The sequence below is a fragment of the Mycolicibacterium cosmeticum genome, assembly GCF_000613185.1.
In the GTDB taxonomy this organism is placed as follows: domain Bacteria; phylum Actinomycetota; class Actinomycetes; order Mycobacteriales; family Mycobacteriaceae; genus Mycobacterium; species Mycobacterium cosmeticum.
Window position 1 is genome coordinate 868,944 of the sequence record NZ_CCBB010000001.1, and the last position, 25,369, is coordinate 894,312.

The following is a 25,369-nucleotide window of genomic DNA, read 5'->3' on the forward strand; positions in this document are numbered from 1 at the left end:
CCCGTTGCGCTATCCGACAGCGATCTCCACCTTGTTGGGCTTCGAAATAACTGCAGTGCAACACGGTTCGGCAACGATCACAGTGAAAGTCGACCCGCAGACTCATGGCAACCAACAAGGCACCGTTCATGGCGGGTTTCTGGTCGAGCTTGCCGACGCGGCGATCGGGACCGCGCACTCCACCGTCGTCGGCGACGGAGAATCCTTCACCAGCATCGACATTCGTGCCACCTTCCTGCGGCCCGTCTGGTGCGACACCTTGACCGCGACGGCCCGGCCCACCCATGCGGGACGGACCATCACCCACTACGCGTGCGATATCGTCCGCGCCGACGGCAAGGTGGCCGCCAGCGTCACCAGTGCGGTGATGACGCTGCGTGGGGAGGCGGCGCGGGGACGCTGAGGCCTTGGCACGCCCGCCGCTCTCGCGGCGCGGCCCCTTCAGCGCCCACGCCGACCCGCCCGCTCGGCGAAGTCATCCAAGACGGCGAGTACCTCGGGAGCCCGCCAGGCACGGTTCCGTGCGCGATCGGTGAATTCCTTGAGCACACCGGCGTCGATGAGGGACTCCAGATACCGCGGCACGTTGCCAACCAGGATGCCCAGTTCCGCACTCAGCACCGCAGAATTGACCACCGGACGCCGCATGAGCAGGTCGGCGATGCGCCACACCGCGGAGTCCCGGCGGGCCGTGATCCGTTCTTCCCAGCTGGCTCGGACATTTCGTAGGTCGGCCACCAGTTGCCGACCATTGATGACCGCCAAGATCGACGCTTCCGACATTCGCTCGATGATCGGTGCCGCGTCGCCGTCCCGGTAGGCGGTCAGTGCATCGAAATAGCGGCCGGTGTCGACGAGGAGGCCCGCCGACACCGGCACCGTCACCTTGCGGGTCAACCCTCTGTGGCGAAGCATGGCCTGCACCAAGGCACGGCCCGTTCGACCATTTCCGTCCGGGAACGGATGGATTGTCTCGAATTGAGCGTGCGCAATGGCGATCTGGATCAAGGCGGGGGTGTCATCGCGGCCGGCGAACGCGATCAGGTCATCGATCGCGGCGGGTACGGCTTCGTGCCGCGGCGGGATGAACAGTGCACCGACCGGCCCGTAGTTGCCGCCGCCGATCCACACCTGATCGGCACGCCATCTCCCCGCCATCGCGGGCGCATGGTCGCCCATCAGCGCCCCGTGCATGGCCAGGATGGCGTCCGCGTCGATGTTCCCGGCAAGGTTGATCGCCGCCGTCATCGCGCGGGTGTTGGCGACCACCTCGGCCGCGTTGCGCTTGCCCGATCCTGCGCCCGGCAACTCGGCCTCTGCGATGGCGCGCGCGGAGGCGGTGAGGTTCTCGATACGGGAACTTGCCGCCGACTCGGAACGGAGCAGCAGCGCCGCGAACGGTGCGATCTCCTCACCCAATTCGGCGTCGAAGCGGGTGATTTCGCGGCTGGCGTCGTCAGCGTCGGCCAACACACCGGATTCCACGGTGAGGTCCAGGTCAGCAATGGCGGGAGTGACGGCGGCCCGGTAGCGCCCGGACTGTTTACGCACCGCGCCCAAGTCGGGTGCTTCCGGGTTCACCGCCCAGCGCAGCATCTCATACGAAACCGGCGGGACGGGCGCACCAACTGATGACACACGGTGAGCTTAGCATCACTTATATGCATAAGTGATGCTTACTCCGGACGACAGCCTCAGTTGGCCGTCGACGCCTTCGTCACGGCGCGATGACTTTCGGGGACGACCGGGGTCAACACCCTCATGACGACTTCAGCCAAACCTCCGGTGGTCGACCACCAAGCCTGGCGTGCCGCCCTGGACGATCTGCGCGCCCGGGAAAAGGCGGCCACCCGCGAACTCGATGCCATCGCGGCCGCCCGTCGGCGGCTGCCGATGGTCGAGATGCCCAAGTACGTGCTCACCGGGGAGGACGGGCCGGTGTGCCTGGCCGAGGTGTTCGGCGGCCGCTCCCAGTTGATCACCTATCACCACATGTGGACCGACGGCGCGGAGTGGCAATGCGGCGGCTGCACGGGTTTCACGTCGCAGTTCACCAGACTGGACTTCCTGGACAACTACGACGCCCGTTTCGTCGTGGTGACCAACGGGCCCATCGACGAGGCGCTGGCCTACCGGAAGAAGGTGGGCAACAAGATGACCTGGTACTCGTCGGCGGGCTCGGACTTCGGCGCCGACGTCGACGCGCCTCCCGGTGGTGGCTTCGCGGTGAATGTCTTTCTGCGGGACGGTGAAACGGTGTACCGGACCTGGCACACCAACGGCCGCGGCACCGAACAACTCAGCCACAGCTTCGCACTCATCGACCTGCTGCCCTACGGCCGCCAGGAGGAATGGCTGGACTCGCCGGACGGCTGGCCGTCCCGGCCCACCTACTCGGGCTGGCTGGACAGCCCGGACATCGCTCGCATGTACGGAGAGGAACTCGCATGACCGACCAGCGCTATGTCGTCACCCGGACCATCCCGGCACCGCCGAGCGAGGTGTTCGCCTTGCTCAGCGATCCGGCCCGACATCGCGACACCGAGCCCGGGGACTGGGTGCGCGACGCCGTCGACCCGAAACCGATCACCGGCGCCGGGCAGGTGTTCGTGATCAACATGTTCCTGGAACAGGCCGGCGGCCACTACGTCATGCACAACGTGGTCGACGAGTTCGTGCCGGACCGCACCATCGGTTGGAAGCCCGGTCAACTCGACGAGTCCGGCGAGGTAGTGCCGGGCGGCTGGTGGTGGCGCTATGACCTGGCCCCCAACGGCGACGGCACCGACGTCACGCTGACCTACGACTGGACGGCCACCCCGCAGGAGTTCGCCGATGCGATCGGCGGGATGCCGCCATTCGGAGTCGAGTTCATCGGCGAATCGCTTGCCACCCTGGAGCGTTCGCTCACCAAGGTCTAGCCCGGCACCTTGTCCAGGAAGCCGACCACGGCCCGGATGCGACCGTCCTCGTCGGTGGAGAGCACGTCGAACCCGACGATCACCGGTTCGGCGTCGCGGGGTCCCAGACCCCATTGGAACCGGGCGTGCCGGTGGTGACTGTCCGGGCCGCTGACCAAGGTGAAGACGAATCCCGGGAACTGGTCGTGCACCGCGTCGATCGCGGCGAAGATGCCGTCGTGACCGCCGACTTCGGCGAGCGGATCGACATAGGTGGCGTCCGTCGCCCAGTGTTGGTCCAGCAGGGCCTTACGCGTCGGCGCATCGGTGGCGTTCCAGGTGTCGAGGTAGGCGGAGACGATATCGGTCATGGTCGGCGCTTTCTGTCGTGGAATGAAGCTGGACACAACCAGATTCACCGCACGGCCGCGCATTGTCGATTACCCGGGAGGTAACCGCTCAGACGTTGGCGTTGCCGGCCTTCCACTGCGGCCACGGGATGTTCCAGTCACCCAGACCGTCGGTACCCGGCAGCGGCGACCCGACCGTGCCGACGACCTCCACGATGTCGCCGCGCTTGGTGTTCTCGTAGAACCACTGGGCATTGCTGGTGCTGACGTTGAGGCAGCCGTGGCTGACGTTGCTGTACCCCTGGCTGCCCACCGACCACGGCGCGGCGTGCACGTAGATGCCGCTGTAGGACATCTGCGTGGCGTAATCCACCTCGGTGCGATAACCGTTGGGCGAGTTGACCGGAACGCCGTAGGTCGACGAATCCATGATCAGGTGGGAGTACCGGTCCCCGATGATGTAGGTGCCGTTGTTGGTGGGTGTGCTGTTCTTGCCCATCGAGATCGGCATGGTCTTGACCACGTCACCGTTGCGTCGCACCGTCAATGTCTTGGTGGCGTCGTCGGCGGTCGCGATGACCTGATCACCGATGGTGAAGTGGGTGGACACGTTCTCCTGACCCATCAGCCCGTCGCCCAGGTCCACCCCGTAGGTGTTCACCTCGACCTTGACATCGGTACCAGGCTTCCAGTATTCGGCTGGGCGCCAACGAACTTCGCGATTGCTCAGCCAGTAAAAGGCGCCCTCGACATGCGGTTTGGTGGTGACTTTGATGGCCTTCTGCGCCGCGAGGCGGTCGGGGATGTTCTCGTCGAACCGGACGGCCACCGGCTGCCCGATCCCGACGACCTCGCCGTCGTTGGGCAGCACATACGGCATGGTGAGGTTCTCGGGCGAATGCGTCTCGAAGGTCATCTCCCGACTCGTCTCCCCACCGAGCCCCAGGGAGCGCGCGGTCAGCGTGTAGCGGGTGTTGTAGTCGAGCGGGTCCGTCGTCGCCCACGTCAAGCCGTCGGGGGTGAACTTGCCCGCCACCGCCGTGCCCGACGAGTCGACCATGCTGACCGCGCCCAACACGCCGCCCTCGGCGCTGACGGTCACCGGGGCGTCGACGGTCACCCCGACCGCGCCGTCGGTCACCGATGCGTTGAGCTTGGGCACCAGAAGGTCGCCGAACGGCGTGCCCTTGTCGGTGATGGTCTGCGGTGCCGGCGCCGGTTGGTTGGTGGAACAGGCCGCCAGCACGACAGCGGCAGCCACGACCAACACGGCGGCCAGGGCTCCGCCCCGACGTTTCCCGCCCCACGGTGTGACCTGCACCATTACCTCACTCCACCCATCACCGCCACACATTCGCAGCAACTTGCCAGCATTCTAGGGGAATTGGGAGCCGTCGGCGCACCCGCTGAGACCGGCGCTCAGACGGCGTGCGCACCCCGTCCTTCATGCGGATTTCACCTCGCGCGGTGGGGCCTGTTATTGTTCCACACGCGCGCCGTTAGCTCAGTTGGTAGAGCAGCTGACTCTTAATCAGCGGGTCCGGGGTTCGAAACCCTGACGGCGCACCACACGCAAAAGCCCTGCTTCGGCAGGGCTTTTGTCGTTACGGGCAGCAGGTGTCCCCGCGCCAGGCGTCGCGGCCCTCCTTGACCGCCACCGCCGCGATCGCCAGGCCCGCGATCGGGTCGGCCCAGAACCAGCCCAGCAGGCTGTTGAGCACCAACCCGGCGAGCACCACGCCCGACAGGTAGGTGCACAGCAGGGTCTGCTTGGAATCGGCGACCGCCGATCGTGAGCCCAATTCGCGGCCGGCCCGGCGTTGCGCATACGAGAGCACCGGCATGATCACCAAACTGGTTGCCGCCAAGACGATCCCGACGACGGAATGCTCGGGTCGGCCCACACCCCGCAAGGCTTGGACGGCGTCGACCGTCACGTAGGCGGCCAACCCGAAGAACGACAGCGCGATGATGCGCAACGCGGACCTCTCGCGCGTCTCGGGATCAGGGGCGGCGAACTGCCATGCCACCGCTGCCGCCGACGCGACTTCGACGACCGAGTCCAACCCGAAGCCGATGAGCGCCGTCGACGACGCGCGGGCACCCTCGGTGATCGCCACGACGGCCTCCAGAACGTTGTAAGAGATGGTCGCGGCCACCAGGATCCGGATGCGACGGGCCAGCAGCGTGCGACGGTCCCGCGTGGGTGAATCGGTCACCCGCAACCGCATTCCCGGCCGTCGGACCCCACGCAGGTGCAATCCGGGTCGACGGCCAGCACCAGTCCCATGAGGTCGTTCAGCGCGTGCCCGATGCGTGGGTCGGCCAGTTCGTAGCGCATACGCCTGCCCTCGGGCACCGCCACCACCAGGCCGCACCCGCGCAGGCAGGCCAGATGGTTGGACAGGATCTGCCGAGTCACACCGATCTGGTCGGCGAGGTCCGACGGATAACTCGGCGCACGGTTGAGGCTGAGCAGGATGCGGGTGCGGGTGGAGTCCGCCAGGGCATGCCCGAAGCGCGCCAAGGCATCGCAGTGGGTCAGGGTTTCCACCCCTATGAGAGTACAGAAATTTCTGTATCAAAAACCCCGGCGCACGGGAGTTTGCCGGCCGGATCGGTACCGCGGCACCAAAAATTCGACAAAACCCACGCAGCGTCGGCGGGTCTGCCATGATGTCTCGTGCAGCAGCGAACTAATTGACGTTAGCTACAATTATTCGCCCTGTCAACGGGGAGTCGGGTGCGACAACGCAGGCCAACTGGGAGGGACGCACTGTGACACACCCCGGCGTGCGTTGGTCCCGCGGCGTCGTCCCCCTCGTGTTGGTGGGCGCCGCCGTCGTCGTCATCCGCGGCCAAGAACCCCTCGAAAGCCCGCCGGCACCGACGCCCGTCGCGGCCGCCCCCACGCCGCCGATCACCACGCGCATCGCCCCCGCCCCGCCGGCGTCTCCGGCCGTCGTCGCGGCGGCCGCGCCGGTCGCAGCCCCGCCACCACGCGGGACACGTGCAGCGCCGCCGGTCGCCACGCCCGCCCCGCCATTGCCGGCGAACGCCCCGCGTTCCGCACCGCCCCGGCCCGCGGCGCCACCCCCGCCGCCACCGCCGGCACCCGCGCCACCGCCGCCACCATTGCCGCCCGCACCACCACCACCACCACCCGCGCCGCCGGCGGCGCTCGTGGCTCCCCCGCCCGGCGCGTCGGCGCCCTGCGTCCTGACGATCGAGCAAATGCGCACCATGGTGGCATCTGCGTATAGCGGGACCATTCTCAGCAAAGCGTTCTACGGCCCGGATTGCGCATTCCCCCTCGACGCCGGACCGCAGCTGAACATCAACCTGCCGGCGCCGGTCGGCCGGCCCAATCCCGCTCCTCCGGCACCCGCCGCGCCGCCTCCCCCGCCGGCCCCCGGACCACCGCTTTCGACGAATCTGGTGACCGACGAGGTGATGGTGGCCGTGCTGACCGGGATCGGCGACTTCGGCTACCACGCCGGGACGGGTCTGACCTGACCTCAGGCCGCCGCAGATGTCGTCACTTCACTTCGCCCATCCGCCCGGCGAACCCACCGACGGCAAAGTGGGTGGCGCTCGAACTGCGCGATCGGCGATTAGCCGGAAGGCGTGCCGGGCCGGCGGCGCGGTGTTACCGTTGCGGTCGACGCTGACGTCAATATCAAGGGTTTATCTGCGCACGATCCACCAGAATGTGCTGGATCCACCCATAACTTGCTTGTCCGATTAGCCATACGACTCGAAATTGCAGGTAAGAGGCTCTCAGACCGCATGCCAAGGGATCTCGGGCCGTGCTACGCTGAAGTTAGCTGTACGCCAAGGCTCATTCGCCGAGGCAAATCGACGGGGGACGAAGGTAGGGATTAGCTGATGCGAAGCGGAAGTGCATCGCCGGCATCGGGTGCCATCGGTGACGGTGACGCCGCGCCCAGCAACGGCACGGTGGCCGTCATCAGCTGTAGCCGCATCGGCATGACCGCCAATCCGCCCCGCCTCACCCTCGTCGACTGGTTCCGCCCCCGCCGGCGGCGTTGAATTGCCGGCTCAGCCGGCGGCGTTGAATTGCCGGCTCAGCCGGCGTGCTGAATTGCCGGCTCAGCGACGCCGCACGCGGCGAATCACCAGCACCAGCACCACGGTGCCGACCACCGAACCCACCACCGCGGGCTTCGTCACGAATGCCAGCACGCGAGCCTTGGCATCGTCGGCCAGACGCTGCGGGTTCGCCCGCTCGGCCAGCAGATCGACCGTCGACGCAAGCTGATCGCGCGCCTGGTCGATATCGCGCTTGATGCTGTCAGGATCCCGGTCGGCCACTGTGCCCCTCCATGTGCGCCTTCATCTCACAACCTTGCCGACTTACCCTAGAGCAGCCGCAGCCCACCGCGCTGCACCGGTCGATCAGAAAGACGTGTAACAGGTATGCCCCAGACCCCGCGCCTCGCCGTCGGCGACAAAGCCCCCGCGTTCAGCCTCCCCGATGCCGACGGCAAGACGGTGCAGCTCTCCGACTTCAAGGGCCGCAAGGTCATCGTGTACTTCTACCCGGCCGCATCCACGCCGGGCTGCACCAAGCAGGCCTGCGATTTCCGGGACAGCCTGGCCCAACTCAACGAGGCAGGCCTGGATGTCGTCGGCATCTCCCCCGACAAGCCGGAGAAACTGGCCAAGTTCCGCGACAACGAGGGACTGACCTTCCCGCTGCTGTCCGACCCCGAACGCAAAGTGCTCACCGCCTACGGCGCCTACGGCGAGAAGACGATGTACGGCAAGACCGTGCAGGGCGTCATCCGGTCGACGTTCGTCGTCGACGAGAAGGGCAATATCGAGGTCGCCCAATACAACGTCAAGGCCACCGGGCACGTCGCCAAGCTGCGTCGCGACATCTCGGTATAGCCCCGTTTCCGACATTCTGGTCGCCACACCCGCAACACGGCGACCAGAACGTCGGAAACGCGCCTAAGGCGTACCCAGCGCGCCGAGCAACAGCGCCTCGGCCGTGGCCGCCCGCTCCAGCACGCCCAGGTGCAGGCTCTCGTTGATGCTGTGCGCCTGTGTGCCGGGGTCCTCCACACCGGTCACCAGGATCTTGGCGTTCGGGAACGCGTTCGCGAACTCGGCGATGAACGGGATGGACCCACCCATGCCCATGTCGACGGGCTCACGGCCCCACGCCGTCGTGAACGCCGCGCGGGCCGCGTCGTACACCGGGCCGGTGGCATCGATGGCGTAGGGCTGGCCCACGTCACCCGGCGTGACGGTCACCTTGGCGCCCCACGGTGCGTGCTCCTCGAGGTGGCGAGTGAGCGCCTGCAGGTGCGCTCGCGCGTCGCCGCCGGGCGCGACCCGCATGCTGACCTTGGCCCGCGCCCGCGGGATCAGGGTGTTCGACGACTTGTCGATCGGCGTGGTGTCGATGCCGATGACGGTGATCGCCGGTTTGGCCCAAAGTCGTTGCACCACAGCACCCGAGCCGATCTGTGACACGCCGTCGAGCAGACCGGAGTCGGCGCGTACCCGCTCGTCGGAGAACTCGACCTCGGCGGCGGTGGCCTCGTGCAGGCCGGCGACGGCCACGTTGCCGTCGTCGTCGTGCAGGCTGGCCAGCAGCCGCACCAGGACCGACAGTGCGTCGGGCACCACGCCACCCCACAACCCCGAGTGCAGGCCATGGTCCAGGGTGGCCACCTCGACCACACAGTCGGCCAGGCCCCGCAGCGACACCGTCAGCGCCGGGATGTCGGTGCTCCAGTTGTCCGAGTCGGCGATGATGATGACGTCTGCGGCCAGCAGGTCACGATGCGCGTCCAGCAGTGCACCCAGCGACGGCGAGCCGGACTCCTCCTCGCCCTCGACGAACACGGTCACACCGACCGGCGGGTTGCCGCCGTGCGCCCGGAATGCGGCCAAATGCGTTGCGATCCCTGCCTTGTCGTCAGCGGTGCCGCGCCCGTACAGCCGGCCGTCGCGCTCGGTGGGTTCGAACGGCGCCGACGCCCACTGCGCGGCGTCACCTTCGGGCTGCACGTCGTGATGGGCGTACAACAGCACCGTCGGCGCGCCCTCGGGTGCGGGATGCCGCGCGATGACGGCGGGCGCTCCCCCGGCCGCTACGATCCGGACATCGCCGAAACCCGCCTCCGACAACAGTTTCGCCGTCAGGTCCGCACTGCGGTGCACCTGGTCGCGGCGGGCCGGGTCGGCCCACACCGATTCGATGCGCACCAACTCTTCCAAATCGCGGCGCACCGACGGGAGCAGGTCACGTACACGTTCGACAAGGTCAGCCATGGCGTCGAGCGTAGTGCGCCGACAGATCACCCGGCGTATCGTCACCGCATGCCGTCGATTGGTCACCTGCTGGCGTTCGGGTTGATCTCATTCCTGGTGATCGTGGTGCCCGGGCCGAGCGTGCTGTTCACCGTCGGGCGGGCGCTGACGGTCGGCCGACGCCAGGCGCTGTTGACGGTGGCTGGTAACGCGATGGGCGCCTACGTCCAGATCCTCGCCGTGGCCCTGGGCGCCGGTGCGCTCATCTACGCGTCATCGCTGGCGTTCAGCATCATCAAATTCGTCGGCGTGGCCTACCTGATCTACCTTGGCGTCCAAGCCTTCCGGCATCGACACGCCCTCGGTGAAGTGCTCGCCGGCGGTGCGGCGACGCTGGGGCCTTGCCGGGTGCTGGCCGACGGCTTCGTCGTCGGGATGACCAACCCCAAGACGATCGTGTTCTTCGTCGCGGCGCTACCGCAGGTGGTCGACCGCGCCGCCGGACACGTAGCCAGCCAGATGCTCGTGCTGGGGGTGGTGTTCCTGGCCATCGCGGTGATCTCCGACAGCGTCTGGGCGCTGGCCGCCGGGCTGGCCCGGGACTGGTTCGCGCAGTCCCCACGCCGGATCGCCGCCATCGGCGGTGCCGGTGGGCTGGCGATGGTCGGCCTAGGCGTCAGCCTCGCCGTCACCGGCCGCAAGGACTGAGCGCCCCCGAAATGCCAACCGCGAGCGGCGTGTCTTGTGCAGACACGGCCGCTCGCGGAAGGTGAATCAGGCCTCCAACACCGCGACCGCCGCGGCGGTGTCGGCCTCGTGGGTGAGCGACAAGTGGATGGTCACATCCTTGAGATGCTCGGCGATGGCGCCGGTCAGCCGGACCTTCGGCCGACCCCACATATCCGTGATGACCTCGATATCACGGTGAATACCCTCCGGCAGCATCGGCCGCTTGGAGAACCGTGATCCCGACCAGGCCTTGATCACGGCTTCCTTGGCCGCCCACCGCGCCGCGAGGTGGCGCGCCGCCGACGAACTCTTGTCCGCGGCGTCGCGCCGTTCCCCCGGCGTGAAGGTTTCGGCGAACACAGTGCCCGGCTGGTCGACCTGCTCCGCAAAATCCGGAATGGAAACCAGGTCGATACCTACCCCAACGATGCCCATACCCGGCACGCTATCCGACTCGCTTTCGCTCATTTCGAGTAGTGGCCGTCCACGCCGAGGCGGGCCGCGGGATCCAGCAGCATCGCCGCTTCCTGAGGCTTCTCCGCGGTGTCACCACCGAACCGGCGGTCGGCCGGCTTCTCGTACAGCGCGGGACCACCGGCGATCGCCGAGGCCAGCTTGCGCTGACCGGCCAGCACCCGGGCGTTGGCCCGCTCCTGGTAGTCGGCGCGCTGATCGGCGGGCAGGGCCGCGATCAGTGCCTGCGGATGCACCAGCGCCACCAGACCGGACACGTGCCCGAACCCGAGGCTGGTCACCAGACCGGCCTTGAGCGGGAACTTGTCCCCGAAGTGCAGGGCTTCCCGGACCCAGACGAAGTGCTGGGCGTGGTCCAGTTCGTCGTCGACGCAATCCAGGCTGCGGTTCGGCGGGATGACGCCGTCGCGCAGGATCTGGCACAACCCCATCAACTGGAAGGCCGCCGCACCGCCCTTGCTGTGCCCGGTCAGGCTCTTCTGGCTGACCACGAACAGCGGCGCACCCTTGGACCGGCCCATCGAGGCGGCGAGCCGCTCGTGCAGCTCGGTCTCGTTGGGATCGTTGGCCAGCGTGGAGGTGTCGTGCTTGGACACCACCGCGATGTCGTCGGGTCCGACGCCGAGCTTGCCCAGCTCGCGGGCCAGCCGCGACTCGCGCCCGCCACGGCCGGCGCTCAGCGCGCCCAGACCGGGGGCCGGGATCGAGGTGTGCACCCCGTCACCGAACGACGACGCGTAGGCGACGACGGCCAGCACCGGCAGACCCATCTGGACCGCGAGATCACCGCGGGTCAGCAGAATCGTTCCGCCGCCCTGTGATTCGACGAAGCCCAGCCGTCGACGGTCGTTGGCCCGGGAGAACTTCGAATCGCTGATGCCCTTGGCCCGCATCATCTCGGTGTCCGCGGTGGCCGACATGTCACCGAAGCCGATGATGGCCTCCAGCGTCAGGTCGTCGTAACCACCGGCGACCACGAAATCAGCCTTGCCGAGCTTGATCTTGTCGACGCCCTCCTCGACCGACACCGCGGCCGTCGCGCAGGCGGCGACCGGGTGGATCATCGAGCCGTAGCTACCGATGTAGCTCTGCACGACGTGGCCGGCGAAGACGTTCGGCAGCACCTCCTGCAGGATGTCGTTCGGCTTGCTCCTGCCCAGCAGGTTGCCGTGGTACATCGTCTGCATCGAGGTCATGCCGCCCATGCCGGTGCCCTGCGTGCTGGCCACCTGGCTGGGATGCACCCAGCGCATCAGCTCGGCCGGGCTGAAGCCGGCCGACAGGAACGCGTCGACGGTGGTCACCAGGTTCCACAGCGCCAACCGGTCGATGGAGCTGGCCATGTCCGGCGAGACGCCGTAGACCTGCGGATCGAATCCGGTCGGGATCTGCGCGCCGACGGTCCGGGACAGCTTCACCTTGCGCGGCACCCGGATCTCGGTGCCGGCCTTGCGGGTGACCTGCCAGTCGGAGCTGTCGGGCACCGGCGCGATGACGGTGTGCTCGGGATCGAACTCGACGAACGCCCGGGCATCGGCCTCCGACGACACCACGAAGGTGAAGTCCTTGTCCAGGAACACCGAAACCAGCAGCGGCGACGCGTGATCGGGGTCGATCGCGCCGTCGTCCACCCACTCGCGGATGCCGACCCGCTCCACCACCGCGTCGTGGTAGCGCTCGACCAGTTCGCCCTCGTCGACCAGGTCACCGGTGGCGGTGTCGTACCAACCCGGCTTCGGGTCGTCCTCCCACTTCACCAGGCCGGTGGTCCAGGCCAGCTCCAGCACGCCCGCGGCGGACAGCTGCCCGGAGACCTCCATCTCGAAACGGGTGCGCGAGGAACCGTACGGCCCGAGCTCGGCGCCACCGACGATGACCACCATGTCGGCGGGGTCGATGTCGAGGTCGGCCCACTCCGGCGGCGGGGCCGCCTGGTAACCGCGCGGCGGCGACGGCAGCGCGGCGATGGTGCCGGTGCCGTCTGCGTCGTCACCGTCATCGTCGGAAGCGGACTCCGACAGCATCTCCTCGCGGGCCTTGGCGGCCAGCTCGGCCATGTCCAGCTGGACGTCGCCCAGCCCACCGGTCAGGTCGACCTTGATCGGCTCACGCGCCGCGGCCACCTTGGACTCGACATCGCACAGCGCCAGCAGCATCGACGCCATCTCGGCGGTGGTGTAGGTGGTGACACCGGCTTCCTCGACCGCCCCGACGATGGCGTCGTTGTGGCCCATCAGCCCGGTGCCCTTGGTCCAGCCGATCAGCGCGTGTGCCAACGAAACCCGTTGCGACCACGACGATTCGGCCTTCCAGCGGGCGACGACGGCGTCCAGCGCGGACTTCGACTCGCCGTAGGCGCCGTCACCGCCGAACATGCCGCGGTTGGGCGAGCCCGGAAGCACCACGTGCAGGCGCGAGGCGATGTCCCGCTCGGCGCCCAGGTGCGAGAGCCCACCGATGAGCCGCTGCACGGCCCACAGCAGCACCTTCATCTCCATCTCGGAGCGCGCACCGGCCTCCGACAGGTCCCCGGCCACGCGCGGCGCGGCGAACGGGAACAGCAGCGTCGGGGTCTGCGCGTCCTTGAGGTGGATCGCCTTGGGGCCGAGGTTCTCGGTCTGCTCGTTACCGACCCACTCGACGAGGGCGTCGATATCGCTGTAGGAGGCCATGTTCGCCGGGACGACCCACAAGGTGGCGCCGAAGCGGGCATGGTCGCGGTACAGCGTGCGGTAGAACGCCAGCCGGTCGTCGTCGAGCTTGGACGTCGTCGCGACGACCGTCGCCCCGCCTTCGAGCAGCTGCGCCACCACCGAGGCGGCGATGGAGCCCTTCGAGGCACCGGTCACCACCGCGACTTCGTTGGCGTAGCCACCCTTCTCGGGATTCTCGGCACCGGCGGCGGCCCGCCCGTACAGCGCGGCGTGGATGTTGCGGCCGGCGGCCAGGGCCTTACCCTGCCACCAGGTGGCCTGCGTACCCACCACATTGCCGGCACCCTCGAAGCGCTGCGACAGCCGCTCCCAGTCCTCGTCGATCTCACTCTCGTCGAGCAGCCACAGCTTGGCCAGATCCTCGCGGGCGCTGGCCCACCGGTCGTCGAACACCACGGCCTTGCGGGCGTCGAACACCGGCGCCACCAGACGCGGCCAATCCGAACCGAGTTCGGCGGTCACCAGGTCGATCAGCTCGGAATCGCTGACCGTCTCCTGGGGTGCGGGGCTGTCGAGGCCCAGTTCGGAGAGCACCAGCCGGGCGGCCGAGGCCAGCACACCGTTGGGTCCGGTCACCTGCTCGGCGAACTCGGTCAGCGCGGCGGAGTCCACCACACCGCCACCGGCGGCACCGGAGGACGGCATCGACACCGAAATGCCCTTGCGTGCACCGACTGCCGCGACCGCGGCGTCGATCACCCTGTCCACCGAGGCGGCGTCCGACAGCGCGCCGTCGTGCAGGCCACCCAGGCTGCCACCGCGGACACTGGAGCCCTCACGGGTGCCCAGCGCCACCTCGGCGGTGACGTGCTTGGCCCAGCCGGGTCCGAGTTCCCATGTCTTGGTGACGCGTTCGGTGATGTAAGCCGGGCGCTTGCCCGACGGGCCGAACACGGTGCGCAGCTGATCGTTGATGGCATCCGAGAGCACCGGGCCGAACGGCTTGTAGGTGCGGGCCAGCTTGGTCACCTGAGACTTCAGCCCGGACAGGTCCGCCTCGGCGGCACCGTCGATGGCACCCAGGTTCAGCTCGGAGCCGAGGTCCACCAACAGCTGGTTACGCCGCGAGGACGCACCGTCGGTGATCGACTCGATGGAGTCCAGCGGCTCGATCTGGTCCACCCGCATCTTCGCCGACAGCGCGATCAGCGACAGGGTCGCATCCGCGGCGTCGTAGGCGATGTCGTCGGGGCGCGGGCCACCGGACGGCGCGGCGGCCGGAGCCGGAGCGGCGGGGGCGGCGGCCGGAGCGGCTTCGGCCGACGGCGCGGCGGGAGCCTCTTCGACCTCGGGCTCGGGCTCCGGATCGGTGTCCGTCGCGAACAGCACCGCGGCGTCGCGCTCGGCGTTGAGCACCTCGGTGGTGTTGTGCGAGTACTCCGGCAGCTTCAGCGTGTTGGTGGCCAGGCCGGCGACCGTCGGTGCGGTCTTCACGCCGATCTCGACGAACCGCTCGACGCCGAGGCCTCCCGCTGCTTCTTCGATGAACAGCAGGTCCTGGGTCTCGATCCAGCGCACCGGGCTGGCGAACTGCCAGGCCAGCAACTCGATGACGATCTTGCGGCACAAGGCTTCCGGCTTCTCGTTGCGCCAGGTGTCGTAGTCGGCGAGCACCTCGTCGAGCGGCTCGGCGGGCACCAGATCGCGGATCTCCTGGATGAAGTCGCGGTCCAGGGTGAACGGCCGCGGCACCAGGTTGGGGATGTAGCGGCCGACGATCAGCGCCGGATCCTGGCCCTCGGGCATGACCCGCTCCAGCGCGCGACGGAAGTCGGCGACACCGACCCGCAGCACCTCGGAGTGGAACGGCACGTCGATGCCGGGCACCAGGATGAACGAGCGCTTGCCGCCGCTGATCTCGCGGCGCCGCTCGATCTCCTCCTCCAGCGCCTCCAGACCGCGCACGGTACCGGCGATCGCGTACTGCGAACCGCGCAGGTTGAAGTTCACGATCTGTAAGAACTCACCGGTATTCGCCGCGATTTGAGCGACGAAGTCGGTGACGTCGTTGTCATCGAGGTCGATCTGCGAGGGCCGGATGGCGGCCAGCCGGTAGTTGGACCGGCCCTTCTCGTCGCGCGGCACGATGTCGTGCATCTTGCTGCCACGGTGGAACACCACCTCCAGCAGCGCCTCCAGCTTGTAGACACCGGAAACACAGGCCAGCGCGGTGTATTCGCCGACGGAGTGGCCGCAGGCGATGGCGCCCTCGACGAACGCACCCTGCTCACGCATCTCGGCGACCTGGGCCGCGGCCACCGTGGCCATGGCGACCTGGGTGAACTGCGTCAGGTAGAGCACGCCCTCGGGGTGGTGGTAGTGCACGCCGGAGGCGATCAGGCTGGTCGGGTTGTCCCGCACCACGTGCAGCACCGAGAAGCCCAGGGTGTCGCGGGTGAACTTGTCCGCGGAATCCCAGATCTTGCGGGCGGCCTTGGACCGGGCGCGCACCTCCATGCCCATGCCCTTGTGCTGGATGCCCTGACCGGGGAAGGCGTACACCGTCTTCGGGGCGGCCAGCTGCGCGGTCGCCGACATCACCAGGTCGCCGGCGACCTTCGCGGTGACCTCGATGATCTCGGCGCCGCGGTCGATGCCGACGCGGTCGACGCGGAAGTCGATCTCGTCGCCCGGCAACACCATGCCCAGGAAGCGCGAGGTCCAGCCGACCAGCCGGGCCGGCGGGGTGGCCCGGCCGTCGGTGGCGGTGACCACGTGCTGCGCGGCGGCCGAGAGCCACATGCCGTGCACGATCGGGCCTTTCAGCCCGGCCAGCAGGGCGGCGGCCCGGTCGGTGTGGATCGGGTTGTGGTCACCGGAGACCACCGCGAACGCGCTCATGTCGGTCGGCGCGGTGACGGTGACATCGCGCCGACGGCGACGCGGGGTGTCGGTGGCGTTGTCTGTGATCGCACCGCCGGCGCGCGGCGGGTCGGCCAGCTCGGCCGAACCGTTGCGCCCGCGGATGGCGAACCGCTCCTCGAGGGTGGCCAGTACGGTGCCGTCGGCATCGGCGATGGTGACCGATACCGGCACGACGCGGCCGTACTCGGTGTCACTGGCCGGCGAAGCCGTTGCGGTGACGGTCAATTCGGCCGCTGTCTTGGGCATCGGGGCCAGCAGGTGCGCGGCGTGGTCCAGGTGCACCAGGCTGAGCAGACCCTCGACGACGGGGAATCCCTCGGCGGTGAGGGCCGATCCGATGGTGGCGAACACCGCCGGCCAGGTGTGGCCGACCAGGGCGTCGGGCACCAGGGTCAGGCCGGGGGCCAGCGGGGCGCCGAAGGTGGCGGTCACACCGGTGTGGTCGGCGACCTCTTCGGGATCCCAGTCGACGGTCAGCGTGGCCGTGTTGTCACTCACCGGCGGAAGCGATTCCGCGCCGTCCACGCCGGCGGCGATGGCCAGCACGGCCCGCATGGCGGCCGCGGCGTCCTCGGTGGTGACCACCGGCATGCCGCCGTTGACCGTGGCGGCCGGCAGCGTCAGCTTGATCTCGATCCAGATGTCCGAGAGCGGCACGCTCAGCGTGACGCCCTCCTCGGTGAGCTCCAGGCGCGAGCCGGTGGACGGGTGCACCGCGGAACGGTTCTCGTTGACCTGCCATTCGCTCGGGGCGCCGATCCGGTGCACCGGGTTGATGGCGGTGCGCCCGGCCCACAGTACGTCGGGCGAATCCAGCACCACCGCGATCGGACCGGTGACGTCGGCGCGGGCCTGCCGGCGCGACACCACGGGCACCGAGTCGGCACCGGAGGCGAGCACCTCGTCGATGGCGGCCTGCTCGAAGCGATCCAGCAGCTCACCGACCGGCTCGTCCACCCGGGTGATCCCGGCGACGGCCTGGGTGCCCGGGATGATGCAGACCTGGTCGGCGCTGTAGCGGGCGTCGTGGGCCTGCCACAGGGAGTCGCTGCGCCACCAGCGCCGCACATCCTTGTCGATGACGGGCACGAAGTTGACCGGCTTGCCCGGCGTCTTGCACAGCGTGATGAAGAACGGCACGTCGGCCGGGTGCAGCTTGATGGTCTCGGCGTCGGGGTAGCGCGACAGCAGCGCAGCGCGCGCGGCGGCCGGATCCTCCAGCAGGGCGGCACCTTCGGAGCCCGAGTCGAACAGGGTCTCGATCGGGCCGGAGTCCTGCGGGTGCAGGCGGGCCTCGGCGCGCTTGAGCATGCCTTCGAAGCGGTCGCGCCAGGTGATGTCCAGCCACGGCGAATCGTCGCGCTTGGTGTCGGCGGTGGAATTGCCGTCACCGATGGCCAATTCGACGTAGCGGTCCAGCCACTGCAGATACGTCATGTCCGACACATCGCCGAAGTAGGGCTTGGCGGTGTCGGCCATCGCGGCGATGATCTCGTCGCGCCGCTCGGCGACCGCGTCGGCGTCACCGGCGACCTCGTCGAGCAACCGGCCGCAGCGGGAGGCGGTGTTGTCGATCTCGTGGATGTCGGCGCCCAGCTGGCTGCGCCCGGAAGCCATGCCGCCCTGGGCTTTTCCGGCACCCACCCAGATATCGGTGCCGTTGGTGTCCACCAGCAGCTGCTTGACCTGCGGGGAGGTGGTGGCCTCCAGCGTGGCCATCGCGGCGGTACCCACCAGGATGCCGTCCACCGGCATCAGCGGGAAGCCGTACTCCTGCGACCACCGGCCGGACAGGTACTCCGCCGCCCGCTCCGGGGTGCCGATACCGCCACCGACGCAGATGGTGATGTTGGACAGCTTGCGCAGATCGGCGTAGGTCGCCAGCAGCAGGTCGTCGAGGTCCTCCCACGAGTGGTGACCGCCGGCGCGGCCGCCCTCGATATGGGCGATGACGTCCTTGCCGGGCACCTCGGCGGCGATCTTGATGACCGACTTGATCTGGTCGACGGTGCCGGGCTTGAACACCACGTGGGTGATCCCGATGCCGTTGAGTTCGTCGATCAGCGCGACGGCCTCGTCCAGTTCCGGGATGCCGGCGGTGACGATCACACCGTCGATCGGCGCGCCGGCCTGGCGGGCGCGCTGCACCAGGCGGCGACCGCCCAGCTGCAGCTTCCACAAATAGGGATCCAGGAACAGCGAGTTGAACTGGATGGCGCGGCCGGGCTCCAGCAGCTGGGTCAGCTCGGCGATCCGGTTCTCGAAGATCTCCTCGGTGACCTGACCACCGCCGGCCAGCTCGGCCCAGTGGCCGGCGTTGGCCGCCGCGGCGACGATCTTGGCGTCGACCGTGGTCGGGGTCATCCCGGCCAGCAGGATCGGCGAGCGGCCGGTGAGGCGGGTGAACTTGGTGGACAGCTTCACCGAGCCGTCGGGCAGCGTGACGGTCGACGGGGCGTAGCTGGTCCACGGGGCCGGAACCTCGGGCACCGCACCGACGGTGAACAGGCTGCGCTGCCCGGCGCGGGTGGCGGCCGGGACGATGCCGATGCCCAGACCGCGGATCACGGGAGCGGTCAGGCGGGTGACGGTGTCGGCCGGGCCGAGGTCGATGATCCAGCGGGCGCCGGCCCGCGCCAGGCCCTCGACGTCGCTGACCCAGTCGATGGGCTTGACGAAGATGGATTCGGTCATCTCGTGGGCGAGCTCGGCGTCGATGCCGACCTTGGCCGCCCAGCTGTCGACGAGCGCGACGCCGTCGGCCAACCGCGGCGTGTGGAAGCCCACCTCGACCTGCACCGGGTTGAAGACGGGTGAGAACACCGCACCGCCGCGCAGCTTGTTCTTGCGCTCGGCCTCTTCCTTCTCGGTGATCTTGGAGCAGTACAGCTCGAACCGGCCCAGCTGTTCGGGGGTGCCGGTGATGACGACGGCGCGGCGGCCGTTGCGGATGGACAGGACCGGCGGCAGCACGGTGCGCACGTCCTGGGAGAACTCTTCGAGCAGTTCGGCGATGCGGTCGGGGTCGACGTTGGTCACCGACACCATCGGCGACTTGTCGCCGCGGCCCACCATGCCGCGGCGGCGCGACATCAGCGAGCCGGCGGCACCGATCAGCTGCAGCAGCGCCAGCAGTTCGGCATCGCGGGCGCCCTTGGCCTTCAGCGATTCGACGCCGAGGATGCCCTGGGAGTGGCCGGCCATGGCGACCGGCGGGGTGCCGTAGAGGTCGAGGCCCTGCCGGGTCAGCGCGCGGATGGCGGCGATCTGGGTGAGCAGGATGCCCGGCCCGGAGATGGCGGCGGTGGTGAGCTGTTTGGCGGCGGGCAGCGGCTCCTCGGCGGCCAGCGCGCGCACCCACTGCAGCGGCTCGAAACCGATCGGGCGGACCACGACGAGTTCGCGGGCCACCGGCTCCAACATCATGGCCGCCTCGGTGACCAGCTCGCTCAGTTCCGATTCGATGCCGGCCGAGCTGACCAGTTCTTCCAGGCTCTCCAGCCAGGAAGCGCCCTGGCCGCCGAATGCGACGGCATAGGGCTCGCCGGCGTTCAGCAGGTCGACGAGCGCGTGCGCACCCGACAGTGGAGCTCCCCCGAGGCCACTCTTACCGTTGGCCGCCACCCTGTCGTGTTCGTTGATCGTCACGTCTTGCCATCTCCCTCGGTACTGATGTGTTCACGCGTCTGGCTGATGGTGCCGGTGACGCCGCGCCGTCGCGGCGGATCCGGATGTGCCCGCGGGCTGCGGGCCCGGCGATTCGGCACTGAATCTCCACAAGCTCTCCGGCCGGTGCCGTTCCGCTGGCATCGTGCGGGGTCACGCCCCGGTGACGAATCACCGTGGTGCGACCCCCGGGCACGGTCCAGCAGTGCAGTCCAGCCGTACTAAGAGTGTCATAAGAGCTAGGGTGATTTTCCGCCCTCAAATGGTTACTAGCGAGTTCTACGCTCGGGTAACAACGGTTGCGATAACGCCGCTCCGCGTGGTCGCCAAAGTCTTGCGGGACAAATGTCCTGTTGGCAGGTGGTTACGGTCGAGTAGCCATAACTTCCCAGATCAAGGCAGCATTGTTATCAAATCGTTATGTAGATTTCGGGCGACTCGCACGTCCGTGGGCGACATCGACAGTTTGACCAAAAGTGTCCAACAAGGACCGCTCGCGAACGAAAAAAGTTTGCTGGCTTTTATTACTGATCGGTAAGGTTTTAGTCCCACTGCCCGAACGACGGCTTCAGGGCGTGGTTGACGTCGACCCCGACGCCGCCCACCGAACGCGCGTCGATCTCCACCTGATGCAGATGCGCCGCGGGGTGCGCCACCCGGCCCGGCGAGCCCCAATTGTGCTGCCAGAAATAGGAGCCCAAGCCGTCCTGGACCGCCCACTCGATGGTCTTGGAATTCGCGTAGACGCCGGTGCGCTGGTGCCCCAGCAACGCCTCCCAGCCGCGCAGATACGGGGCGACCTGCTGCTTGTACTGCTCGTAGCTGGGGTCGTCGTCGATCGACGCGTACACCGGCGCGCCGACCGGCCCGCCGGCAGCGGTGTGCAGTTCCCAGCCGCGTCTGGCATGCGCGACACCGGCACTCCGGCCACCCAGCCAGTCCGCGGTGTCCGCTTTGCCGTACTGATAACAGGACACGATCTTCAGCCCGGCCCGGTACAGATCGCGGGCCTCGGCCAGCTGGATCGGCTTGCCCAACATCCACTGGCCGCCGGGGCGCCGATCCGAGACGTAGCGGATGGCGCCGATCGCCCCGGATGCCCGGATGTCGTCGGCCGGGATCACCCCGGCCGCGTAGTCCAGCAGCACGCCCAGCGGCGCGGCGGCGGCCGGCGGTGCGGCAGTGACGCCAGTGGCCGCCATCCCGAGAACGGCGGGCGCCGCGGCCGCGCATCTGAGCAGATCCCGGCGGCAAAGTGGCACGGACCTCACAATATGACAGCAGTCTCGGCAACCTCGTCAACGCCACCGGCCACACCGGCATCAGTTCCCCCGGCCGGTGAAAACCGTGCCCACGGGCCGGTCCTGGCACGAAATCCGCACTTACGCTGCGCTTAGACCGGCGAATCCATACGATCGCGACCATGCCCGCACCGTTATCCGGACTCGCCGAGCACGCCGGGATCAGTAGCGCGGGCGAGCCACGCATCGAGCTGATCGGCGTGCGCAAGGTGTTCCCGGGCCGCCAGCACGACGTCGTCGCCGTCGAGGGCGCCGATCTCGCGGTCGCCGACGGCGAGCTGTTCGCCATCCTCGGACCGTCCGGATCGGGCAAGACCACCGTCCTGCGGATGATCGCCGGCTTCGAACAACCGACGGCGGGCCACATCAAGCTGGGCGGCACCGATGTCACCGGCGTCCCCGCCCAGCGCCGGGACGTCAACACGGTGTTCCAGGACTATGCCCTGTTTCCGCACATGACGGTCGCGCAGAACGTCGAGTACGGGCTGAAGGTGCGTGGTGTCGAGAAGGCACAGCGGCGCCGGCGCACGGCCGACGCCCTGGACATGGTGCGGCTGGCCGAGCACGCGGCGCGCCGGCCCGCGCAGCTGTCCGGCGGTCAACGCCAGCGCGTCGCGCTGGCGCGTGCCCTCGTCGGTCGCCCCCGCGTGCTGTTGCTCGACGAGCCGCTGGGGGCACTGGACCTCAAGCTGCGTGAGCAGATGCAGGTCGAACTGAAGGCCATCCAGCGCGACGTCGGGATTACGTTCGTCATCGTCACCCATGACCAGGACGAAGCCCTCACCCTCTGCGATCGGTTGGCGGTGTTCAACGCCGGCCGGATCGAACAGGTCGGTGCCGCCCGTGAGGTGTACGAGACCCCGGCCAACCGGTTCGTCGCCGATTTCGTCGGCACCGCCAACGTGTTCGACGGCGACGCGGCGCAGGCGCTGCTCGGCCGCACCGGCACGTTTGCCGTGCGACCCGAGCGCATCGCGGTGCACGCCTCGGGTGAGGCGCCCGCCGCCCCGAGCCGGATCGTCGAGGCCACCGTGGCCGAGATCATCTACGCCGGCCCGCTGACCAGGGTGACCTCCACCGCCGCCCAGGGGGTGGCCATCACCGCGACGGTGCTCACCGCCGCGAGCTCCCTCCCCGCCGGCTTGGCCCACGGCTCGCCCGTCGTGCTGTCCTTCCCGGATTCCGCCGTCCACCACCTGAACTCCTGAGGAGACCGAAGATGTCACGCACCGTCATCCGCACCGGGTTGGTGCTCGCCGCAACCGTCGCGCTGATCGCCGGCTGCTCGAGTGGTTCCGGGGGCGGTCCCACCGGGCAGGCACCGCCGAAGATCGAGGCGCCGACGGCCGTCGGCGACGGGGAAGGTCAGCTCAACCTGATCGCCTGGGCCGGTTACGCCGAGAACGGCTCCAACGACAAGGCGGTGGACTGGGTCACCCCGTTCGAGAAGGAGACCGGCTGTAAGACCAACGTGAAGGTGGGCAACACCTCCGACGAGATGGTGCAGCTGATGCGCACCGGCCAGTACGACGGTGTGTCGGCGTCCGGGGACGCGTCGCTGCGCCTGATCTACGGCGGTGACGTGGCGCCGGTCAACACGGAGCTGGTGCCCAACTACGCGACCATCTCGCCGTTCCTCAAGGACAAGCCGTGGAATTCGGTGGACGGCAAGATGTATGGCATCCCGCACGGTTGGGGCGCCAACCTGTTGATGTACAACATCGCCGTCGTCAAGGACGCGCCGGACTCCTGGGGCGCGGTGTTCACCGACAGCGCCAAGTACAAGGGCCGGGTGACGGCCTACGACTCCCCCATCTACATCGCCGACGCGGCGCTGTACCTGTCGAAGACGAAACCCGAACTGGGCATCAAGAACCCCTACGCGCTGACCGCCGAACAGCTGGATGCCGCAACGGATCTGCTGAAGGCCCAGCGCGAGAACATCGGCGAGTACTGGTCGGATTACACCAAGGAGGTGCAGGCCTTCGAGTCCGGCACCTCGGTGATCGGCACCACCTGGCAGGTCATCGCGAACACCATCGGCGCCGACAACAAGGTGCAGGTGAACACCATCCTGCCCAAGGAGGGTGCCACCGGCTGGTCGGACACCTGGATGGTGTCGGCCAAGGCCGCGCATCCGAACTGTATGTACAAGTGGATGAACTGGATCACCTCGCCGGAGGTCAACGCTCAGGTCGCCGAGTACTTCGGCGAGGCACCGGCGCAGACCAAGGCGTGTGAACACACGACGCAGCGCGACTTCTGCAGCATCTTCCACGCCACCGACGCGAAATACGCCGACCAGATCCACTATTGGACGACACCGCAGAAGAAGTGCGTCGACGGCAGCGGGGACAACTGCACGACCTACGATCAGTGGGTCGACAAGTGGCAGCAGATCAAGGGGTGATGGCGCCGCGCACAGGCACCACCCGACGGGGATTGGGACCGGGGCGAGCGAAGCGACGGGGGCTAGGTCTCGCGCTGCTGCTCATCCCGCCACTGGCCTGGCTGGTCATCGCCTACCTGGGATCGCTTGCGGTGCTGCTGGTCTCGGCGCTGTGGAGCACGGACAGTTTCACCGGGGCGGTCACCCGAACGGTCACCACCGACAATCTGGTGCGGGTGTTCACCGATGCGGTGTTCCGAGTGGTCACCGTGCGCACGCTGGGCATCGCCCTCGCGGTGACGGTGATCTGCATCGTGTTGGCGGTGCCGCTGGCGTTGTTCATGGCGAAAGTCGCCTCGCCCCGGGTCCGGCTGGCGCTGCTGGTCGCGGTGACGACGCCGCTGTGGGCCAGCTATCTGGTCAAGGCCTACGCCTGGCGCATGCTGCTGTCCCCGGAGGGGCCGCTGGCCTGGGTGGCCGGCGGCACCCCGGGCTACGGGTTGATCGCCACGGTGATCACGCTGAGTTATCTGTGGTTGCCCTACATGGTGATTCCAGTGTTCGCGGCGTTCGAGCGGGTGCCCGACGCGCTGGTCGACGCGAGCGCTGATCTGGGCGCCTCCGATGCGACCACGCTGCGGACGGTGATGGCGCCGTTGGTGTTTCCCGGCATCGCCGCGGGCTCGATCTTCACCTTCTCGCTGTCGCTGGGTGACTACATCGCGGTGACGATCGTCGGCGGCAAGACACAGATGCTGGGCAACCTGATCTACGGGCAGCTGGTCACCGCGAACAATCAGCCGCTGGCCGCGGCACTGTCGCTCATCCCCCTCGCCGCCATCGTGGCCTATCTGCTGGCGATGCGGCGCACCGGCGCATTGGAGAACGTCTAGTGCGCTCACAACGGACCCGGTGGGTGCTGCGGTGCTGGGCGGCGGTGGTCCTGATCTTCCTCTACGCGCCACTGCTCCTGGTGGTGGTCAACGCCTTCAACGCATCACGCACCTTCGCCTTCCCGCCCACCGGTTTCACCCTGCGCTGGTGGGCCGATGCCGCCAACAGTGCCGGCATGTGGCAGGCGCTGGCCAACTCGGTGGTGGTCGGGCTGGCGGCCACCGCCATCGCGCTGCTGCTGGGCACCATGGCCGCATTCGCCGTGCAGCGCTACCGGTTCTTCGGCAGGCAGGCGGTGAGTTTCCTTGTCGTGCTGCCCATCACGCTGCCCGGGATCGTCACCGGCATCGCGCTGAACGCCACCTTCACCTCGGCGCTCGGCATCACCCTCGGCATGGCGACGGTGATCATCGGGCATGCCACCTTCTGCATCGTCATCGTCTTCAACAACACCCAGGCGCGGTTGCGGCGACTGGGCACCCACCTCGAGGACGCATCGGCGGATCTGGGTGCCTCGTCATGGCAGACGTTCCGGTACGTCACCTTGCCGATGATGCGGGGCGCGCTGGTGGCCGGCGCCATCCTGGCGTTCGCGCTGAGCTTCGACGAGATCGTGGTGACCACCTTCACCGCAGGCCCCGCCGTGCAGACGCTGCCGATCTGGATCTTCGCGAATCTGTTCCGGCCCAACCAGGCGCCGGTGATCAACGTGGTCGCGGCGGCGCTGACGGTGCTGGCGATCCTGCCGGTATGGCTGTCGCAGCGGTTCGGCGGCGACCCCGCCAACACCAGGCTGTGA

21 protein-coding genes and 1 tRNA gene are annotated in these 25,369 nt (G+C 68.3%); 12 read left to right on the plus strand and 10 right to left on the minus strand.

Annotated elements, in window-relative coordinates; translation table 11 throughout:
• The first annotated feature begins 4 nt into the window (after window positions 1-4).
• A complete protein-coding gene (locus tag BN977_RS04150) occupies window positions 5-403 on the plus strand; it encodes a PaaI family thioesterase (protein WP_036398408.1) in 399 nt (132 codons plus the stop codon).
• A 38-nt stretch (window positions 404-441) separates the two neighbouring features.
• Here BN977_RS04150 and BN977_RS04155 read toward each other — a convergent pair whose 3' ends face one another.
• Window positions 442-1,638 (minus strand): Fic family protein, encoded by a 1,197-nt coding sequence (locus tag BN977_RS04155; RefSeq protein WP_036396468.1) that lies wholly within the window; start codon window positions 1,636-1,638, stop codon window positions 442-444.
• Window positions 1,639-1,761: 123 nt separating this feature from the next.
• Here BN977_RS04155 and BN977_RS04160 point away from each other — a divergent pair, with 123 nt between their 5' ends.
• Both BN977_RS04160 and BN977_RS04165 read left to right on the plus strand, forming a co-directional pair.
• Window positions 1,762-2,451, plus strand: coding sequence for a DUF899 domain-containing protein (locus BN977_RS04160; RefSeq protein WP_024455638.1), 690 nt, complete (start codon window positions 1,762-1,764; stop codon window positions 2,449-2,451).
• Window positions 2,448-2,921, plus strand: coding sequence for an SRPBCC family protein (locus BN977_RS04165; RefSeq protein WP_024455637.1), 474 nt, complete (start codon window positions 2,448-2,450; stop codon window positions 2,919-2,921). Before BN977_RS04160 ends, BN977_RS04165 begins: the two co-directional genes overlap by 4 nt.
• Here BN977_RS04165 and BN977_RS04170 read toward each other — a convergent pair.
• Both BN977_RS04170 and BN977_RS04175 read right to left on the minus strand, forming a co-directional pair.
• Window positions 2,918-3,271: a nuclear transport factor 2 family protein gene (locus tag BN977_RS04170; RefSeq protein ID WP_024455636.1), complete on the minus strand. Its 354-nt coding sequence runs from the start codon at window positions 3,269-3,271 to the stop codon at window positions 2,918-2,920. The two genes, BN977_RS04165 and BN977_RS04170, sit on opposite strands and share 4 nt — an antisense overlap.
• Window positions 3,272-3,359: 88 nt before the next feature.
• Window positions 3,360-4,574: a L,D-transpeptidase gene (locus BN977_RS04175; protein ID WP_036396469.1), complete on the minus strand. Its 1,215-nt coding sequence runs from the start codon at window positions 4,572-4,574 to the stop codon at window positions 3,360-3,362.
• 169 nt (window positions 4,575-4,743) lie between these two features.
• Between BN977_RS04175 and BN977_RS04180 the strand changes: the two genes are divergently transcribed.
• A tRNA-Lys gene (locus BN977_RS04180) sits at window positions 4,744-4,819 on the plus strand.
• A gap of 35 nt (window positions 4,820-4,854) precedes the next feature.
• Here BN977_RS04180 and BN977_RS04185 read toward each other — a convergent pair.
• Together BN977_RS04185 and BN977_RS04190 are read right to left on the minus strand one after the other, a co-directional pair.
• A complete protein-coding gene (locus tag BN977_RS04185; RefSeq protein ID WP_036396470.1) occupies window positions 4,855-5,481 on the minus strand; it encodes a cation efflux transmembrane domain-containing protein in 627 nt (208 codons plus the stop codon).
• Complete coding sequence (locus tag BN977_RS04190; RefSeq protein WP_036396471.1) at window positions 5,466-5,804, minus strand: ArsR/SmtB family transcription factor; 339 nt, start codon at window positions 5,802-5,804, stop codon at window positions 5,466-5,468. Before BN977_RS04190 ends, BN977_RS04185 begins: the two co-directional genes overlap by 16 nt.
• 224 nt (window positions 5,805-6,028) lie before the next feature.
• Here BN977_RS04190 and BN977_RS32785 point away from each other — a divergent pair, with 224 nt between their 5' ends.
• Both BN977_RS32785 and BN977_RS32790 read left to right on the plus strand, forming a co-directional pair.
• Complete coding sequence (locus BN977_RS32785) at window positions 6,029-6,766, plus strand: hypothetical protein (protein WP_165576272.1); 738 nt, start codon at window positions 6,029-6,031, stop codon at window positions 6,764-6,766.
• 372 nt (window positions 6,767-7,138) lie between these two features.
• A complete protein-coding gene (locus BN977_RS32790) occupies window positions 7,139-7,303 on the plus strand; it encodes a hypothetical protein (protein ID WP_165576286.1) in 165 nt (54 codons plus the stop codon).
• A gap of 60 nt (window positions 7,304-7,363) precedes the next feature.
• Here BN977_RS32790 and BN977_RS04200 read toward each other — a convergent pair whose 3' ends face one another.
• The gene (locus tag BN977_RS04200) at window positions 7,364-7,585 is read right to left on the minus strand and encodes a DUF3618 domain-containing protein (RefSeq protein ID WP_024451068.1); all 222 of its coding nucleotides are present in this window, start codon (window positions 7,583-7,585) and stop codon (window positions 7,364-7,366) included.
• A 105-nt stretch (window positions 7,586-7,690) separates the two neighbouring features.
• Between BN977_RS04200 and bcp the strand changes: the two genes are divergently transcribed.
• A complete protein-coding gene (bcp, locus tag BN977_RS04205) occupies window positions 7,691-8,164 on the plus strand; it encodes a thioredoxin-dependent thiol peroxidase (protein ID WP_024451067.1) in 474 nt (157 codons plus the stop codon).
• Between the two features lie 63 nt (window positions 8,165-8,227).
• On the opposite strand, the gene BN977_RS04210 is transcribed toward bcp, so the two are convergent.
• Window positions 8,228-9,559 (minus strand): dipeptidase, encoded by a 1,332-nt coding sequence (locus BN977_RS04210; protein ID WP_036396472.1) that lies wholly within the window; start codon window positions 9,557-9,559, stop codon window positions 8,228-8,230.
• A gap of 48 nt (window positions 9,560-9,607) precedes the next feature.
• On the opposite strand from BN977_RS04210, the gene BN977_RS04215 reads away from it, so the two are divergent.
• Complete coding sequence (locus tag BN977_RS04215; protein ID WP_036396473.1) at window positions 9,608-10,246, plus strand: LysE family translocator; 639 nt, start codon at window positions 9,608-9,610, stop codon at window positions 10,244-10,246.
• Window positions 10,247-10,312: 66 nt separating this feature from the next.
• On the opposite strand, the gene acpS is transcribed toward BN977_RS04215, so the two are convergent.
• From acpS to BN977_RS04230, 3 genes are all read right to left on the minus strand, one after another.
• A complete protein-coding gene (acpS, locus tag BN977_RS04220) occupies window positions 10,313-10,702 on the minus strand; it encodes a holo-ACP synthase AcpS (protein WP_024451064.1) in 390 nt (129 codons plus the stop codon).
• 29 nt (window positions 10,703-10,731) lie between these two features.
• Entirely contained in the window at window positions 10,732-19,968 is a 9,237-nt protein-coding gene (locus tag BN977_RS04225; protein ID WP_036396474.1) for a type I polyketide synthase, read from the minus strand.
• A 560-nt stretch (window positions 19,969-20,528) separates the two neighbouring features.
• Entirely contained in the window at window positions 20,529-21,248 is a 720-nt protein-coding gene (locus BN977_RS04230) for a DUF1906 domain-containing protein (protein WP_191262722.1), read from the minus strand.
• Between the two features lie 161 nt (window positions 21,249-21,409).
• On the opposite strand from BN977_RS04230, the gene BN977_RS04235 reads away from it, so the two are divergent.
• From BN977_RS04235 to BN977_RS04250, 4 genes are read left to right on the plus strand one after another with little or no spacing between them, the layout of a single operon-like run.
• A complete protein-coding gene (locus BN977_RS04235) occupies window positions 21,410-22,495 on the plus strand; it encodes an ABC transporter ATP-binding protein (RefSeq protein ID WP_036396476.1) in 1,086 nt (361 codons plus the stop codon).
• Window positions 22,496-22,506: 11 nt separating this feature from the next.
• Window positions 22,507-23,697, plus strand: coding sequence for an ABC transporter substrate-binding protein (locus BN977_RS04240; protein WP_036396477.1), 1,191 nt, complete (start codon window positions 22,507-22,509; stop codon window positions 23,695-23,697).
• Complete coding sequence (locus BN977_RS04245; RefSeq protein WP_407661168.1) at window positions 23,676-24,569, plus strand: ABC transporter permease; 894 nt, start codon at window positions 23,676-23,678, stop codon at window positions 24,567-24,569. The genes BN977_RS04240 and BN977_RS04245 overlap by 22 nt, the downstream gene beginning before the upstream one ends.
• Window positions 24,569-25,369, plus strand: a complete 801-nt coding sequence (locus BN977_RS04250; RefSeq protein ID WP_036396478.1) for an ABC transporter permease — start codon at window positions 24,569-24,571, stop codon at window positions 25,367-25,369. The genes BN977_RS04245 and BN977_RS04250 overlap by 1 nt, the downstream gene beginning before the upstream one ends.